The sequence below is a fragment of the Catenuloplanes niger genome (genome assembly GCF_031458255.1).
GTDB lineage: Bacteria > Actinomycetota > Actinomycetes > Mycobacteriales > Micromonosporaceae > Catenuloplanes > Catenuloplanes niger.
On record NZ_JAVDYC010000001.1, the window covers coordinates 3,296,587 to 3,312,721 of the forward strand.

Here is a 16,135-nt window from a genome sequence, read left to right on the forward strand (position 1 = left end):
TGTGTCGGACCTCTGCCGGTAGCCGGCCATGGTGACCGACCGATCGGCCTCATAGCCTGGTCGCGGCTCGACAACGAAGCGCCGTTCTTGGGGAGCGCGCATGGTAGACGGGAACAACTCGCCAGGCAGTGGCCGCTACGGGGCACCCACGGATTGGGCGCAGCGGTGTTACCTGACCGGACCGGGCCGGCACCTAATGCTTGGTGATCGGGTGGGACTGAACCTGATCAACCCAGACTTTTCGAACAAGCCGGTGCCCGGCACCGTGGTCGGATTCGCTGGACCGGGGTCGGCAATAGCGTTGATTCGCTGGGACGACGCGGTCGAAGTAGATGAGATCGACGGTGTTCCGGTGGCGGTCCTGTTTCTGGTGGCTGCCTAACCGGTCTCGGCGTTCGCGGCCGCTCGGATCTGTTCCAGCAGCACGGCGTCACCGCGACGGACGAAGCAGCGCAGAAGTCGCTGATTGCGATCCATAGCGCCGATGGCACGGGTGATGCCCCGGGCGTGTCGGTAGGTGTCGATCGCGGCTCGGCCCCGGTCACGATCCCGGGTTGTCAACGCCAGGCCACTGAGCATCAACCCGTACGAGTCCAGCATGGAGTAATCCCGTTCGTCCTGGTGGAAACGAGAGTCGCAATCGGCCAGTGCTTGACTGAACGAGCTGGTCGCCTTGTCGACCTGTCCAGCGGCAAAGGCGGCCAAGCCGAGAACCGCGAAGGCGTTCAGCCGTGCGAGGGTCCGGCGCAGCCCGGTGGCCGCCGTGGCCGCCTCGATGGCGAGTTCCTCGTTTCCGGCGAAGAGGTGGGCCAGGGCCACGGTGACGTACGCCTCCGTCAACAGAGGCGTGTTGTTCGCGGTGGTTCCGATGCCCACGGCATCCAGCGCGAGCCGGAGGGCAGGCTCCGATCCTTCCCAATAGAGCCGGTGAGTGGCCTCGCCGTTCAGGCAGGCACCGCGCAGCAGTTGGTCATCCGCCTCGCTGGCCAACTCCCCGGCCGACCGGGCGAGGCGGATCGCGGATACCGACTGACCCAGTTGACCGAGCACCCAGCTCCGGTTCAGCTGCAGCCGAGCCCGGAGTGCGGGCTCGGGATGAGAGGTCAGGACCTCGTCGGCTTCATCGAGATAGTGCAGCGCCTCGTCGTGGTGACCGGTCCGGGCCTGGTGCAGAGCGAGGCCCATTTGCGCCTCGGCCAGCTCGGGGCGCAGGCCATGGCGTGTGCTGTCCCGCATCGCCACGGCATACAAGTCCCGCGCCGCCGCCAGGCGCCCATGACGGAACAGGACACCGCCCAATTGATTGCGAGTGCGCGCGCGGTTGTCGACGTCCGTGGTCTCCGCCAGCAACCCGAGCAATGCCCGGAGTTGCTCCTCGGCCTCGGCCACGTTGTCCTGCTGATCGAGTGCCGCCGCCAGATATGACAGGTTGGGACGTTGCGCCTCGGCATCGAGTTTGTCATGGAGGTCGAGCCGCCACCGGTTCAGTGTCGCGCTCCGCCCCCACCGCCGGAGTGGCTCTTCGTCGACCCGGTTGATCAGCTCGAAGGCGTGCTGCCAATCGTCTGCGGCGATGCGCAACTCGATCTCGCTGAACTGCGGCCACAGGTCTTCCATGACGTGCGGTCTGGTCCACTGCAGGTGCAGGTATCGGGCGCCGCGCAAACGCAGGATGCGAAGTGTGAAGGGATCACGCCCCTCCGGGCGGTCGGCAGTCGGCGGGACAGTACCACGGATGATCTCGGCGTCGAGCACCGGCAGGTAATACCGCCCGCCATCACGGTGGATGACATACCGCTCGCACAACCTGTTCAGCAGAGCCGACGTAATCAGATGAGGCGCAAAGTCGTGCAGCAGGTAACTGATCGCCTCGGGGCCAGCCGGTCGGCCTAACGCGGCCAGCGCCTGGACGACCAGACGTTCGGTGCGATCCAGCTTGACCATGATCGCGGCCAGAAGAGCTGCCCGCACATCATCCGGCTCGTCCAGGTCGGTGATGAGTTCCAACAGGCCGCGGTCGGGATCAACCTGCCGGACCCCGGCCACGAGCTCCAGCAGCCGGGGAAATCCCTTGGTGATTCGGTGCAGCCACGCCAGTTCGCGTTCACCGGCATGGGCGAGCCCCAGCGTGCCGTCGTCGAGGCTCTGCAACAGCCAACCGGCTTCCGGCATGGGCACGCCGCCGGAAAGCGGTATGACCTTGGCCCGTTCACCCAGTCTCTGATGCAACTCGACCGGCTTCCGGGCGGCCGCGACGATCAGGCGAAGCCGGTGATCTGTGCGCTCGACAAGCGCGACCAGGAATGCACCCAGGTCCCGGTCGATGAACTCACCATCCTTGTCGAGGAGAACATGCGCGTCGTCGATCACGACGTGAACGACAAGGTTGTTCAGCGCGGCAACAACCCTGTCGAGTTTGCTGTGCCAGGGTTCGGTCGCCGCGAGCCCGTGCCGCAAACGATCGCCGGCATCCTCGTCGGGGAGTGCTCCACAGAGATCGGCCAGGACGACATCCGGTGTCACCCGCCGGTACCCGCGGGCCCAGAGATAGAGGAACGCGTCCGCGGCCGGCTCCGCACCCCGGCCTCGAAGGACACGACGCAGTGCGGCGAGCAGTCCCGTCTTGCCGTCCCCGTCACCGCCGACCACCGTGATGACCCGGACAACGTCCCCCTTCAGGTATGTGGTGAGCGCCCTTTGCTGATCATCGCGATCGAAGAAGGTGACCGGAGCGCGGATAGGCATCTCGTTGACGCTGATGAACCCCTCATGCACGGATCGAGGCGCAGGCTGTCCGCGCTGCTCGACGTGGCGAAACGCTTCGTCGCTCCGATCGTCGTCATCCTCCCGGGCCGGCCTCGCGCGCTTCTGCTCCTCTTCCTGCCGGATGCGATGCCAGTCGGCGAGGTCGATGAGTCGTTCGCGAGTAGGGCCGGTCGCCATCCGGGCAGCCGCCAATGTCTCATGCAGTCGATCGGCACGCTGCTGGGCAACAAATTCTGGCGAGCCGATCCGCAGGAGCCGTTCGCGTAATTGTTCCCATTCGTCGTCCGATTCCTCGGTGAACGGGAGAGGCGGCTCGCCTTCCAGGTCGAAGGGCAGCTCGATCCGCGGCACGACCTGCAACGGAAGTATGGGGATGCCCCACCGGTAGGCCCGGAGCGCCTCCTTCTGGCACCAGTTCGGGTTCTTGTCGCGGACGCTTTCCGGGGTCATCACGAACAGCAGCACGGCCGAACCGCGCAGGGCACGAGAGATTGCCGTCGGGAATGTCGTGCCAGGGAGACGATCGAAATCCGACCACGGTGTCAGATGTGGAGCGAGGGACCGGAGCCGCGTCCGCAGCCGGTAGACGAAGTCGGGACCGTCGGTGCGGGAGTACGAGATGAAGGCCAGAAGGGCGTCCGCTTGCGGCACAGCACGGCCTCCACCATTAGTGACTCTCGCACCACCGTGGTCATTCTTGCTCGATGGGCAGACCTGTGTCCAGGTCGCGGCAGCAAGCTGACATGCTGGTCCGTATCCTGGCGCGACCGTGCCGACTCTCGGCCATCGTGAGGCTCCAATCCAGTCCGAGCCTGACCATCTGAGGATGGGGCACCCGTGGGAAGAGGTCCGCGTCGCATGCCGATCCGGGTAGCGGTCGTCGATCCGCTGCCGGTCTTCGTGGAGGGCCTGACGGCCATCCTCAGTTCGGAAGGCGTCGAGCCGGAGACACCCGAAGATCTGATCGCCTGGGCCGCCGGCGACGCACCGTCCGCGATCCTGCTCAGCCTGCTGAGCGCCCGCGAATGGACATTGCTGGCCGAGATCCACCGCCTGCGGCCGGATGTCTCGGTGGTAGCGTTAGTGGAAACCCCCGGGCCGGAGACGTCTTTACGCGCCCTGGCTGCCGGTGCGATCGGCGTGCTGCCCCGTGCTGCATCGCCGTCCTCGGTGCGATTCGCCTTCCGGGCCGCCGTGGACGGACTCAGCCTGCTGCCGGTCGATCTGATGCGCACTCTGGTCGCGAACCAGCCCCGTACAGTCAGCGGTCCGCTGTCCGACCGCGAAATCGACTGGCTGCGCCGACTGACCGAAGGGATCAGCGTGTCGCGCCTCGCTGATCGAGCCGGCTATTCCGAACGGATGATGTTCCGGCTGCTCAACCAGACGTACGCGAAACTGGGCGTGGACAACCGGACCAAGGCCATCATCGCGGCTCGTGATCGTGGCTGGCTCTGAGGCCGGTGAGGATCAGTTCGACGGCCCGCCACGGGTCGGTGGTGGTGGCCAGTTCGTCGTTCTGGTCGTCGGTCAGGCCGTTGTTCAGGGCGGCGGCCAGACCACCGGCTCCGCGGCGGCGCAATTCGTCGGCCGCCTCCTCGGGGCTGACGAGCGGATGTTCGCGTTTCCGGTACTCGTCGAACAGACCGGACCAGCCCTTGACGTGGTGGGCACACCAGTCTTCGGTGAGTTCGGGCCGGTCGTCGCCGCGCAGGACGTCGACAACTGCCCGAGTGGCCCCACCGAAGGCGCCGAGCAGGTAAACCGGTCGGCCCTTCTCCAAGGTCAGCAGCACCTCCTCGGCGACACCCGGCAGCACACCGAGATACCCGGTGAGCTTGCCGCCGAGTGCCACCCGGGCGGTCGCATCGTCCGTGGTGTCCGTGCGCATCCGGGTCAGACCGAGGGAGCTGGGGTAGCGACCGAGTGGTTCCGTCTCCCGGTATCCGTCAGCTGCGGCCAGGTCCAGTTCCCGCTGGGGGACGCGGGGGTCCTCCGGCCGTCTTCCCTCGATTAGATTGGCCCGGTCGCGCCGATAGAAGTTGCGGTCTGCTTCGGACATCCTGACATGCCACGGCAGAGGTACGTGGTTGACGATCGGCCGGATCGGCCGGTCGACCTGCTCGGACATGGGTGTGTGCCGCTCCACCAGATCCATGAGGCGGCGGACGTAGTTCATGTCGTCGCCGGGTGCGCTGCCGTCCTTTCGGACAGCGCCATGCTCCAGCGATCCGCCGTAGAGGAGCCGGTAGCCACCGACCAGGAGATATAGCGCGAGGTCGTGGGCCACGGTGGCCAGGTGGACGTCGGGCCCGAGGTAGCCGACGGTCCCGACGCGCTCGGCCCGCTGGCCATCCGGATCCTCAACGAGGGCCTCCGCCCGTTCATGGTTCGCTGGCACACCGACCTGCGCGCCTTCGAGGCCCAGAGCAACGCCCCGTCGGACGAGTCGGGCTGGCCCCGGCGGGCCGAGTTCGACGCCGACCTGCAGCGGGTGCAGGGCGAGTTGGCGATCTATGTGGAAATGCTGGCCAAGCTGGCCGGCGTCAAATCCTGACCCGGGTGGACGATTCGCCGGTATCGAACTGTTGCACGTGACGCCTGCCCGTTCGGTCGCCAGGGCGCATCGAAGAGACGCAAGTTACAACTGGTTCTCGAAGTGTCACGCTGAGCTTGCTCGTGTTGACTTAGGCCATGCGGGCATCGGTCGATCATTACGACGCGTTCATCTCGTACAGCCATCAAGCGGACAAGCTACTGGCTCAGGCGTTACAGACAGAGCTCGAGAAGTTCGCGCGTCCCTGGTACAAGCCGCGGGCGCTGCGGGTCTTCCGGGACGAGACCAGTTTGTCGATGACGCCGAACGCCTGGTCGACGATCCAGGCCGGGCTGGAGAAGGCCGAATGGTTCGTGCTGATGGCCTCTCCGGCGTCGGCCGCCTCCCACTGGGTGTCGCAGGAGGTGCAGTGGTGGCTTACCCATCGGCGCACTGATCGGATGTTGCTCGCGCTGACCGACGGGGACATCCGATGGTTGGGCCGCGACTTCGACTGGACCATGACCACCGCGCTGCCGCGCGCCCTGGCCGGCCGGTTCGGCGAGGAACCATTATGGATTGATCTGCGTCAGCTTGTGCCGCAGCAACCCGCCGCCCCGACGGCACCGTCAAGGATCACCCTCGGTGACCTGGTCGCGGAGTTCGCGGCCCCGATCCGTAACCGCCCCAAGGACGCCTTGATCGGCGCCCACCTGCGGCTGGGTAAGAGGATCAGGCGGCTGATCGCGAGCACCGTCGTTGTGCTGACGTTGCTGTCGGCGGCGGCGGTGTCGGCGGCGGTGATCGCCAATCAGCAGCGGCTGGAGGCGGAGCGGCAGGCCCGGGTGGCCAAGTCGCAGCAGCTGGCGGCCAACATCGACGCTCTGCTGCCCACGCAACTCGACCTGGCCCAGCTGCTCGCGGTGCAGGCGTACCGGATCGACCCCAACCGCCAGACCGAGATGGCGTTGCTACAGGCCGCCAACGCCAGCCCGGCGCTGGTCCGCTACACCCACTTCGGCGCGTCGGTCACGGCCCTGGTGGGCTCGGCCGACGGCCGTACGGCAGTCATCGGCACAGCCGACGGCGAGGTGGCCACATGGGACGTCGCGAGCGGAGCCCGTCGTACGGCCGGGAAGTTGTCCGGATCGGTGGCCTCGGTTGCCGTCAGCGGTGACGGTGCGGTGGTGGCCGCGGCTGGCGGTGACGGTGCGACCGTCTGGGCTGAGGGATCTCCGCCCGCAAAGCTGGACAAGCCGGCCGGTGAGGGCATTCTTGCGGCAGCCGTGTCGCCGTCCGGCCGCTTCGTGGCCCTGTCCGCCGGGCCTGATCTGGGCGAGGACGGAGCTACCGGTGTTGTTCTGTCCGACCGGACGACTGGCCGGGTCCGGAAGGCTACGACGACCGTGTGGCCTGGACTGCTCGCGATGCCCACCGACAGCGAACTCATCGCGTCCAACGACAGCGGTAACTGGCAGCGGCTCAGAACCGCCGACCTCTCCGGTGAGGAACCCCCGCAGGTGGTGAACGCCGGGGCACACCCGAGGGGTCTCGCCACGTCGGCCAACGGAAACTTCTTCGGCTACCACAGCGGCTCGGGAATGGTCCAGATCACCGCGACCACCGGTGACGTGGCCGCCCGGGAGGAGGAAGGCGACCTGTTCGGCGCGACGGCGGGCAGCGAGGCGGAAACGATGGCAATCAGTCCGGACGGGCGAACGCTGGCCACGGCCCAGGCTGGACGCATCTTCGTCACACCCACGGTCGGTCCGGGCCAGGACCAGCCCAGCCCGTCCGCTCACGGCGGCAATCGCACGATCAGTGAGCTGGCTTTCGCCGGGGACGGCGAACACCTGCTCTCCGCGACCGGCACAGCTGTCGTCCTGTGGGACTTCGACCAGCCGGGCCGGGCCGGCGTCGATCTGCCGGTCAGTGTCGACCAGGGGTGCTACAGCTGCGAAGCGCCGCAGGTGATGCTCAGCCCGGACGGGCAACGAGTTCTCGTAGCGGGTTCGAGAGGAGTGATTTCGATACGCGAGCTCAGCGCGGCCGGATCGGAGGTCCGGCTGGCTCCGGACGACGTCGGCGGCTACCGGCTGGCCGGTTCGAGCCCGGACGGGAGCAAGTGGTATCTCCAGGCCCCGGACGGAACACTGGAGATTCGCTCCGCCGCCGCTCTGGGGGCGCCCATCTTGGGCCGATCGAGGGGATTGGCACCGTATCGGGTTGTCGGTTTAACTGCGGACGAGCAGCAGGCGGTCACCTATCAAGATCAAAAGCTCGAGCTGCGCAGCGTCGATGACGGCAAGCTAATCCGGACTCTCTTCAGACAAGGCGCCGTCGACTACCATGTCGTCGTCGGTGCGGGGGCACGAAGGCTTTCGTCCTCGACGAGGCGGCCACGAGCATCGACCTGGCCACCGGCCGACGCACGGAGACCGGCCAAGGTGCGGTCGCCGAGATCTATGCCGGCCGCGATTACCTCATCATTCAACGCCGGAGCGGCCTTCTGGAGATCTGGAATGCCGACGGCACCAAGCTGCAGCACAGTGTCCAGCAGGGCAAGGACTACCTGAGCGCCACCCCTACGTTCCGCACGGCGCCCAGCATCGGCGGCGGCAAACTGGTCCAGCAGCGGTCCAACGGGGAGCTGACGGTGCTCGACCTGGCCGACAATACGGTTGTGGCGACGCTGCCGGGCGCCGACTACTCCAAGATCGGGCTCGCGCTGGCCCCGGACGGGCGACGGCTGATCACCGCGACCGAAGGCTCGACAGAACCGCTTAGCGGATCGCTCAAGATCTGGAGTCTCGACCCGCAGTCGCTCGTGACGACGGCCTGCCAAGCCGTCGGCCGCGATCTGACCTCGACCGAACGCCAGACCTACCTCGCTCCCCTCGTGCCAGACAAGCCCACGTGCAGCCCCTCCGACCCCGTACCGTCGAAGCCAGCGCCGGACCCGAAAACCCAAGCCCAGACAACCTCGGCCGTTCTGCAGCAGATGAACCGGCAGCGCCTCTCGATCCGCAACCCCATCGACTCCTCGGCACGATGCGCGGGCGACCTCGAGACGCACAGCCGCGCACTGACCGAGGCCGGCGCGGCCCGCGAATACCTGGCCTCCCAGTTGGCCCGCCACGACATGTCGGCGCTGCCGCAGGGCTCGCTGCTGAAAAACCGGATGCGCAACGCGCTCAACCTGTCCGGCGCGGTCGATCGCGAATTCGCGCAGTGGGCGGCCGACCTCGGCGGTACCTGCCACATCGATACGGCGACGGCCAACCCGCATTATGAGCGGGCGCTCGCGTTGAGCCAGCTCGCCTCCTTGGAGAAGCAGGAGGTCAGCCGACTCTGGACGGCGACCGCAAACCAGTACGGATACCCTCAGTGGACCGCCGCACAGCTCTGAAAGTGTCGCGGCCGACAGCGAGTCCCCGAACGCTGGGTCCACCACTGCGACCACCAGCCCCACCCGTCCTGGATCGCCATCCACTGGCGCGAGGACGACCCGCAGCAGACCGGCGCCCACACCGCACTTGACCAGCTACTCAACCCGCGGCACACCGAGACAATACCGGCGGGAGCCGCCCGCATGGCGTTCGCTGAGCGTCTACACGGCCGCGCTCGACGACCGCCACCTCACCCCTGTTTCCCCTGCGCAACCAGATCCGCGGGATCGGCCACACCACCCCGCACTCGGCGGCTGGCATCCTCGCCGACGGCACCATCATCGCCGGACCGGAGTTCGTCTTCCGACAGAAACCTGAGGCCGTCAAGCAGTCTTCTCGCTGCGGCTTTATCGTCACCATCGAAGTTGGACAGCCAGCTGTGCCCTTCGCTGGTCTCGCTCGGCCGGATTCCCGCCATGGTGCCAGCGTAGCTGGATCCCCCGGTCGCGGCGGCCAGGACCATCTGGCCCTGCCGATTGTCTCGCCCTGCGGCGAGGGCGACCTTTCCTTCGCTCCGGGCCGCCGTCAAGCCTCCGCCACCTCTGGACTGATACAAGCCCTCAGCGAGAGGGCGGTTCCTCGCACTCAGGCGGGCGGGGCTGTGACTGCGACCTGCGGCGAAGGAGTGCGGCCCTCGCTCCGCAGGGGCGAGCATGACGTCAGGGCCACGCTCCCGGGTGATCCGAACGGTCGCGCGTTGATGCCTATAGCCGGACCGCCCCGCCGTAGATGTCAAGCGGTGCGAGCACGCTGTCGTACCAGGAGTCGATTTCGGTGCGGTGAGTGCCGTGGCGTAGTGAGCGGTAGGCGGTCCAGGCGACGAGGTCTGCGGCTTGGACCCATTGGCTGGTGCTGGCGTGGCGGAAGAACGGGTCTTCGATCAGCCGGCTCGTCGTGGTGTTCCGCTGGTGGTGGCTGGTGGCGTAGCTGGTGTTGCTGCCGTCGCCGTCCATGATCACGCTGCCGTAGGTGTCGGTGGCGAGGAGTCGGGCGTCGAGCGTGTCCAGGAGACGCTGGTAGAGGTCTTGTTTGGTGTGCTCGAAGGCACGGCCGCGTGCCGTTGTCCTGCGGTAGACGCTGCCGACGGCGGCTCCCGGCAGGGACGCGATCGTCTCGATGCCGTGCCGGAGAATCTGCCGTCCGTGGTCGGCGGATTTTCCGGCTGTGCCGCGTGTGCGGTAGCCGCGGCCGGTGGCCAGGTCGGTGGCGTGGAGCCGGTCTGCGGTGGGGATGCCGTAGCGCTCGTGCAGCGCGGTCCGGTAAGAGTTCCACCGGTCGGCGGCGTCCGTCCAGGTGGCGGGGCTGATTTCGATCCAGCTAAAGGTGGTGCAGCCGGCGGCTTCGCTGCCGGAATCGTCGATGTAGAAGAGGGTGAAGTTGCAGGACGGCCGGGTGGCGGCGTTCGGCCTGAGCGGGGTGGGGGTCTTTCGCTGCCGGGCCCGGTTCATTTCGCCGCGCACTCCGTTTCGAGCCAGGCGTCGATGTCCGCCTTCCGGTATCTGCGGTACTTGCCGACTTTGTACGACTTGGGGCCTTTGCCCTTGTGGTTGATGAAGTACAGGGTCTGCTCGCTGAGCCCGAGGTAGGCGGCTGCCTCCTCGTGCGACCACAGTCCTCTTGCTCCGTCCGCCATCTGCCCTCACTTACCGAATCGGCAAGTAGATCCACTAGATCTACCTTTTCGGAAAGTGAGACTGCTCCGGGTCTTGCTAGTTGTCAAGGAGGCGAGTAAAACTTACGAACATGACAAGTGATCGTGCCGAGGTGCAGGTGGAGACACCGGGCGAGGTCGCCCGTCGGCGGATCCGTGAGGTGCGCAAGGCGCGCAAGCTCAGCCCGACGGCGGCGGCGGAGCGCTATGGCGATGCGGCGATGACCGCGACGGTGCTGATGAACATCGAGGCCGGGCGCCGCCAGTCGGTCACGGTCGACGAGTTGGTCCGGCTCGCGTACGTGCTGGACGTGCCGGTGGAGGCGCTGCTGGTCGGACCGGGTGCAGTGGTGGAGGTCACGCCGGGGGTCTCGGTGGACTCGGGCCGGTTCCTGCGCTGGCTGCGCGGGCAGGAGGCGCTGGACGGCGCGGACGCCGATCACTATCGCGCGGTCTCCGCCGAGGCCCTCGGTGATGCCGGCCGTGGTGTGCCGCAGGAGCTTCGGGATGAGTTCCTGGCTCGGGCGCAGGCGGCCTTCGACGGTTTCTTCGCCGATAGCGAAGAGATCCACCACAAGACCCGGCAGCAGGTCCGCGGCGTGCTCAGCGACGTCCGCGAGGCGGTCTCGTCCGGCAAGTCGACGGACGAACTGCTCGGGATCATCGACACCTACCTCAACCGGCTCGAGTAAGCCCCAGCCCCACCACCACAAGACTCGGCTGACCGGCCCGTAAGACCCACGCGGTACACGGGCGGCTCAACCATGCCCTGATCACGCCGTTCACGCGGCTCCATATGACCCCATACCGACATAGATCAACCCTGCGGCGCGGCCGCAGGGCCATCCCTTCGTGCCCTCAGCCCGCTGCCGCGCCGGCAGCCGGGCCGATCCCGCACGCCCTCGCACAGAACCGGCGCCGTCTCGGCGGCCCGGGAGCACATCGCACAGCAAAGGAACACCAGATGGCTCGCGCATGGATCAATCCCCGCTCTGACGGCCCCGGCTACACGGTGTACTGGTACGACGCGAACCAGAAGCAGCGCCAGCGGTCCTTCAAGAAGAAGGTCGACGCCGAGAAGTTCCGGGCCAAGACCGAACGCGACCTCGACACCGGCGTCTACATCGAGGCCGAGCACGCCGGGGAGACCATCACCCGGCTCTTCGCCCGGTGGGCGACCACCCGCGGGCTGGAGAACTCCAGCGTCCGGCAGTACCGCAGCATGCTCAACCAGGCCATCGCCCCGTACTTCAAGGCGAAAACGATCGGCGCGCTCCGGCAAACCGATGTGCAGGCCTGGGTGCTGTGGATGAAGGACACCAAGCGGTACGCGCCCCAGACGATCCAGACGCGATTCGGGTACCTGTCCTCGGCGTTGCAGTGGGCCGTCGTCAACCAGGAACTCGGCCGGAATCCGGCCAAGGGCGTCAAGCTGCCCGGCCGGCGGGCGAACGTGCGACGCATCGCCAAACGGAAAATCATCGTGCCGTCTCTGGCGGAGATCGACGCGCTCGCCGCCGCGTTCGACCCGCGGTACGCGGCGATGGTGTGGCTCATGGCCGGATGCGGGATGCGCATCGGCGAGGTCATGGGCCTGTGCCGCGATCAGATCGACTTCCGCAAGCAGATCCTGCACGTCGACCGGCAAATCACCGAGGACGGCGAAACCGACAGCGGCAAGAACGCCGGCCTCCGGCTGAAGCGCTACACCAAACACCGCGACGAGGACACACCCGGCCGAGACGTTCCACTGCCCGCCATCGTCGCGAAAATCCTGCGCGCGCACCTGCGCGAGTACGGCACCTACGGCCCCGATCAGCTACTGTTTCCCAACAGCACACGGACTGGCCTGATCTACCAGTACTTCTTCCGCAACCAGCTGTGGCTGCCAGCCCTAAAGAACGCACGGGTCTCATTCATCAAAACCCACGCGCTGCGCCACTTCTTCGCCTCTTCCCTGCTCAGCCGCGGCGTGCCGATCACCGATGTCAGCGTCTGGCTCGGCCACTCCAACGTCGAGATCACCTACGCGTACTACGGCCACCTGATGCCCGACGCCCCCGAACGCGGCCGGACCGCCATCGACCTCGCCATGCAGCCGCCGACCGATCCTGAGAACGCCGGACTTCCCTCTGAAGCGTCGGAGCGCGTCGCAGATATCCCTCTCGACGAGGGCACTGATCCACAAGATCCACTCGCCGCATAGACGCATTTCCGCTGATGGTCTCCCTCTGGACGCCACCAGTTGATCTCACCGAACGGCCCCGTCACGTTCACCCACGCGATCGGATGCAGCGTCTTTCCGGCTTGCGTGCGCGGGTGAGTGGACGAGGCACGATCCTGTCCGGTCACGCCCGGCGTCAAGCCGACCGGGACGCCCGCCCGCACGGCGCCGGCCGCGTCAGACTCACCGCGCCCGCCGCATCCACTCCGCGACCGTTGCCGCCCGCGCGGGCCGCGCCCGGCTTGACCCCTGGTCGATGCCGGCCAGGCCGATGCGTGCCGTCCACTCCCCCGCCAGCGCCTCCAGCGCCTCGGCGCGGGTCCTGCCTTATGGCTCGGAGGTACGCACGTGCAAGCCGAAGAAAACATACGCGACGTGGCCGCGGCTCTGTCGCGGTACGTCGGCGGCCCGCTTCCCGCCGATCTGACCGGCACCGCAGAGGCACATGGCCTGACGATCGGTGGCTGGGTCTATCCGTCAGCGCCGGAGGTCAGCCCGCAGAGTCCGCCGGACCTGCGGGAGCCCGGTCGGCAGTTGCGGCGCGCTGCGGACCGGGCCGGGATCGTGATGTTGATGCGCGGTGATCCGGGCTGGCCGTCCGGCACCGGCGCGGATGAGCTGCCGTGCCTGTGGGTGCGTGGTGATCGTGATGTAGCCAGGCTGTTACGGCGCGCGGTGACGGTCGCCGGTGTCCGGGAGTGCACCGAGTACGGGCAGCAGGTAGCGACCGATCTGGCCTTCGATCTCGCGGCCTCGCAGGTCACCGTGGTCTGCGGTGCTGCCCCTGCCGCCGGTATCGACTACTACGCGTGGCGTGCTGCGCTCGCGCACGCGCCGCAGCAGCCGGTGGCCGTTGCCGCCTCCGGTCTCGACGCGGAGTCCTTCCATGGCCCGCGCGAACTCGTCGAGCACACCGCGCGTCGTGGCGCAGTAGTTAGCGCGTTCCCGCCCGGCTTGCCGGCGACGTGGTCCCGCTGGAGCGTGCGGGATCGTCTTCTGGGAACGTTCACCGCCGCAACGGTGATCGTCGAGGCCGCCGCCGATAGTCGGACGCTGGATGTCGCGACCGCAGCGTCAGAGTCGGGTCGGCTGGTCGGTGCGGTGCCGGGCCCGGTGTCCTCGAAGGTCTCCGCCGGCTGCCACCGGCTGCTGGCCTCCGGCGCCATGACGGTCACCGGCGCACAGGACATCCTCCGCGCGCTCGCCGGCCCCGGCACGGCGGTTGAGGCGACGCAGGTATTTCGCGTGTATGGCGCTGCCTCCTGGGATGACGGCCACTGGCGTACCCGGCGGGTGCCGGACTTCGCGGTCGAGGCGACCTCGCACCGCGAAGCCGCAGACCTCGCCTACGAAGTGGTCTTCGCGGCCCACCCCGGAGCGGCAGGTGCCACGCTCGATGCCGGCATCGTCGACCCGGCCGGTATCTACGAGGCCGTGCAGGTGGCCTCCAGTGACTGAAACCGTCCGAAACGATGTGACGCGGCCACCGGCCGATGGTGTGCCGCCGGTCCTGGTGCAGGACCCGCGAGCGGCGCGGGTGCTCGCCGGGGTGGAACAGACGAGGGCGGTCACGCAGGCGCGGATCGCCCTCGCGGACGCGGACGCGGACCGCCGTCTGCGGATCGCCGCGCGCCGTGCGCAGTTGGCCGCCGACCAGCGGGCGGCCCGCCGACAGGAAGCCGCCGAAGCCACGGCCGCCCGCCAGCAGCGGCGGGCCGATGCCGCAGCAGCGCGGCGCGTGCAGCGCGCCGCGCTCGTCACCCGCGCGGCGGGCCTGCTGCGGCTGGTGCGTGAACGCGGGGTGGCGGTGTACGCGGCCGTGATGTATCTGCTCGCGGTCGGCGGCGCCGTGTACGGCCAGTTCAGCGCGGCAACTGGCCGGGGCTGGCCGCTGTTGGTCGGTGTCGTGATCGCCGCCGCGGTCGAAGGGTTGGCGTTGGTGATGGCGTTGACCGCGCAGCAGCTGCGGCTTCAGGGTGAGGCCGCCCGGCTGCCTCGCGCGCTGACCTGGCTGTGCGCCGCGTTCGCCTCGGCGGTCAACTACGCCGGCCACGCCGATCTCGATCGCACCGGCGCGGTCCTGCTCGCGACATTGTCCGCGGCCGGGATCGTGGTGTGGGAGGTCCGCTCCGGTGCCGCACACCGCGCCGAGCTGCGCCGCCGCGGCCTGCTGCCCGACCCGCCCGCGTCGTTCGGGTGGCGCCGGTGGTGTCGATACTTCCCCTCCACCGCCGCGGCCTGGTCGCTGGACATCCGCAGCCGAGTCAGCCCACGCTCCGCCGCCCTGCTGGCCCAGGTCGCCGCCGAGGACCAGGCCCGGCATATCAGGCGCGAGGCCGAGCAGGTCCGGCGCCTGGCCCGACGCGCGGTCCGGCGCGCGCTGCGGCGCGGCGAGTCCGGTGCGGTCCTGGCCGCGCTGACCGCGCTGGCCGCCCACGGCACCACCTCCACGGTGCCCGCTTTGACCGGCGGCCCGGCATCACGGACCTCACCACCCCGTCGCTCCGGCGTCCGGCTACCCTCGATCGCAGAGAGCGTCGCCCGGCCGCCGCGACACGGATCCGTCCGGCGCGGCAGCCCTTCGCGCCGGACGCGGATACAACGTCGACGTACCGCGCGGCTGCGGCGAGCCCGTGTCCAGCAGGTCCGAACCAGACACGCCGAAACGGCGTCAAGCGTGCCGGCACGTGCGCGAGGCGGACCGAAGTCCGGTCCGCACACCGCACCGGTACAGGTCCGAGATCCGGTCGCCTCCAGCAACGGCACGGTCCGTCAGCCGCAGTCGCGGAAGACGAGTACGAGAGGTCCAGGATCGGGCGGGACCGTACCGGGCACGGCGGTCAGGTCCAAGCCGGACAAGGCGGGCCGCCTGCGCGCTCGTCCTGATGTGTCCGACCTGCTACCGGCCGGGCGCCAGATCCGGTCCCGGTTCGCCGCTCAAGGCCTCGCGCTGTCGCGGAGCGCGCTGATCGCACAGCTGCGCGCGGCGGGTGTGCCAGTCTCCACCGACCGCGCCTCCGCGCTTCTCCTCGTCCTGACATCGAAATCGATGCCCGCCGCCGACACGGACGCATCACCGGGATGATCACCTACGCCATCCGCATCACCTCGGCCACGTCCTGAACTGCTGATATCCACCACAGGCCCGTCCCCGACTCGGGGACGGGCCTTTGTCGTTTCGGGCGCCCGTATGTCGCCCGCCACCACCTTCCTCATCATCGCGGTGATCGCCGGGTACGGCTGCGGTTGTGCTGCTGCTGGACCTGACCGGGTTCAAGCAGAACTACGACCAGCACGGTCACGACGCCGGAGACGACGTCCTGTGCGCCATCGCCACCCTCGCCGCCAAAACCGGGGCAGTCGCCGGCCGGCTCGGCGGGAGCCGCACCGGCTCAACACCATTCATGGCGGGGTGACGCTCGGCGCCAAGGGCTGTCCGGGTCTGGTCGAGGTGAAGGGCCACCGCTGCCCCGGGCGCGTGGCGAGAAGCTCACCAGCTGGTCATACCG

The 16,135-nt window shown here is 68.2% G+C and carries 15 protein-coding genes; 10 read left to right on the forward strand and 5 right to left on the reverse strand.

From position 1 onward, the window contains the following. Nucleotides 1-211: 211 nt before the first annotated feature. On the forward strand, nucleotides 212-382 hold the full coding sequence (locus J2S44_RS14335; protein ID WP_310413301.1) for a hypothetical protein: 171 nt from the start codon (nucleotides 212-214) through the stop codon (nucleotides 380-382). Here J2S44_RS14335 and J2S44_RS14340 read toward each other — a convergent pair. Next, nucleotides 379-3,417 (reverse strand): TIR domain-containing protein, encoded by a 3,039-nt coding sequence (locus J2S44_RS14340; RefSeq protein WP_310413304.1) that lies wholly within the window; start codon nucleotides 3,415-3,417, stop codon nucleotides 379-381. The two genes, J2S44_RS14335 and J2S44_RS14340, sit on opposite strands and share 4 nt — an antisense overlap. Before the next feature lie 207 nt (nucleotides 3,418-3,624). Between J2S44_RS14340 and J2S44_RS14345 the strand changes: the two genes are divergently transcribed. Further along, nucleotides 3,625-4,224, forward strand: coding sequence for a response regulator transcription factor (locus J2S44_RS14345; RefSeq protein ID WP_310413307.1), 600 nt, complete (start codon nucleotides 3,625-3,627; stop codon nucleotides 4,222-4,224). On the opposite strand, the gene J2S44_RS14350 is transcribed toward J2S44_RS14345, so the two are convergent. Continuing rightward, complete coding sequence (locus J2S44_RS14350; RefSeq protein WP_310413309.1) at nucleotides 4,193-5,056, reverse strand: hypothetical protein; 864 nt, start codon at nucleotides 5,054-5,056, stop codon at nucleotides 4,193-4,195. The genes J2S44_RS14345 and J2S44_RS14350 overlap by 32 nt on opposite strands. 9 nt (nucleotides 5,057-5,065) lie before the next feature. On the opposite strand from J2S44_RS14350, the gene J2S44_RS14355 reads away from it, so the two are divergent. The 3 genes from J2S44_RS14355 (at nucleotide 5,066) to J2S44_RS14365 (ending at nucleotide 8,711) form a co-directional block, all read left to right on the forward strand. Further along, a complete protein-coding gene (locus J2S44_RS14355; protein ID WP_310413311.1) occupies nucleotides 5,066-5,323 on the forward strand; it encodes a hypothetical protein in 258 nt (85 codons plus the stop codon). A 137-nt stretch (nucleotides 5,324-5,460) separates the two neighbouring features. Next, nucleotides 5,461-7,878 (forward strand): TIR domain-containing protein, encoded by a 2,418-nt coding sequence (locus J2S44_RS14360; protein ID WP_310413314.1) that lies wholly within the window; start codon nucleotides 5,461-5,463, stop codon nucleotides 7,876-7,878. Between the two features lie 80 nt (nucleotides 7,879-7,958). Next, the gene (locus J2S44_RS14365) at nucleotides 7,959-8,711 is read left to right on the forward strand and encodes a hypothetical protein (protein WP_310413317.1); all 753 of its coding nucleotides are present in this window, start codon (nucleotides 7,959-7,961) and stop codon (nucleotides 8,709-8,711) included. A gap of 230 nt (nucleotides 8,712-8,941) precedes the next feature. On the opposite strand, the gene J2S44_RS14370 is transcribed toward J2S44_RS14365, so the two are convergent. From J2S44_RS14370 to J2S44_RS14380, 3 genes are all read right to left on the reverse strand, one after another. Next, nucleotides 8,942-9,169 (reverse strand): hypothetical protein, encoded by a 228-nt coding sequence (locus J2S44_RS14370; protein WP_310413320.1) that lies wholly within the window; start codon nucleotides 9,167-9,169, stop codon nucleotides 8,942-8,944. Nucleotides 9,170-9,455: 286 nt separating this feature from the next. After that, nucleotides 9,456-10,199, reverse strand: coding sequence for a DUF3800 domain-containing protein (locus J2S44_RS14375; RefSeq protein ID WP_310413322.1), 744 nt, complete (start codon nucleotides 10,197-10,199; stop codon nucleotides 9,456-9,458). Then, a complete protein-coding gene (locus tag J2S44_RS14380) occupies nucleotides 10,196-10,384 on the reverse strand; it encodes a helix-turn-helix transcriptional regulator (protein ID WP_307240458.1) in 189 nt (62 codons plus the stop codon). Before J2S44_RS14380 ends, J2S44_RS14375 begins: the two co-directional genes overlap by 4 nt. Nucleotides 10,385-10,494: 110 nt before the next feature. On the opposite strand from J2S44_RS14380, the gene J2S44_RS14385 reads away from it, so the two are divergent. The 5 genes from J2S44_RS14385 (at nucleotide 10,495) to J2S44_RS14405 (ending at nucleotide 16,042) form a co-directional block, all read left to right on the forward strand. Continuing rightward, nucleotides 10,495-11,094, forward strand: a complete 600-nt coding sequence (locus J2S44_RS14385) for a helix-turn-helix domain-containing protein (protein WP_310413325.1) — start codon at nucleotides 10,495-10,497, stop codon at nucleotides 11,092-11,094. A gap of 272 nt (nucleotides 11,095-11,366) precedes the next feature. Then, a complete protein-coding gene (locus J2S44_RS14390) occupies nucleotides 11,367-12,608 on the forward strand; it encodes a tyrosine-type recombinase/integrase (RefSeq protein ID WP_310413327.1) in 1,242 nt (413 codons plus the stop codon). Nucleotides 12,609-12,974: 366 nt separating this feature from the next. Next, entirely contained in the window at nucleotides 12,975-14,084 is a 1,110-nt protein-coding gene (locus J2S44_RS14395) for a DNA-processing protein DprA (protein ID WP_310413329.1), read from the forward strand. Next, a complete protein-coding gene (locus tag J2S44_RS14400; RefSeq protein WP_310413332.1) occupies nucleotides 14,077-15,711 on the forward strand; it encodes a DUF2637 domain-containing protein in 1,635 nt (544 codons plus the stop codon). Before J2S44_RS14395 ends, J2S44_RS14400 begins: the two co-directional genes overlap by 8 nt. A 163-nt stretch (nucleotides 15,712-15,874) precedes the next feature. After that, entirely contained in the window at nucleotides 15,875-16,042 is a 168-nt protein-coding gene (locus J2S44_RS14405; RefSeq protein WP_310413335.1) for a diguanylate cyclase domain-containing protein, read from the forward strand. Nucleotides 16,043-16,135: the final 93 nt, after the last annotated feature.

Bases quoted from the DNA above. Each gene is read 5' to 3' on its own strand.
- J2S44_RS14345 (WP_310413307.1), top strand. From the start codon at position 3,625: ATGCCGATCCGGGTAGCGGTCGTCGATCCGCTGCCGGTCTTCGTGGAG.
- J2S44_RS14360 (WP_310413314.1), top strand. From the start codon at position 5,461: ATGCGGGCATCGGTCGATCATTACGACGCGTTCATCTCGTACAGCCAT.
- J2S44_RS14370 (WP_310413320.1), bottom strand. From the start codon at position 9,169: ATGGCGGGAATCCGGCCGAGCGAGACCAGCGAAGGGCACAGCTGGCTG.
- J2S44_RS14375 (WP_310413322.1), bottom strand. From the start codon at position 10,199: ATGAACCGGGCCCGGCAGCGAAAGACCCCCACCCCGCTCAGGCCGAAC.
- J2S44_RS14380 (WP_307240458.1), bottom strand. From the start codon at position 10,384: ATGGCGGACGGAGCAAGAGGACTGTGGTCGCACGAGGAGGCAGCCGCC.
- J2S44_RS14385 (WP_310413325.1), top strand. From the start codon at position 10,495: ATGACAAGTGATCGTGCCGAGGTGCAGGTGGAGACACCGGGCGAGGTC.
- J2S44_RS14390 (WP_310413327.1), top strand. From the start codon at position 11,367: ATGGCTCGCGCATGGATCAATCCCCGCTCTGACGGCCCCGGCTACACG.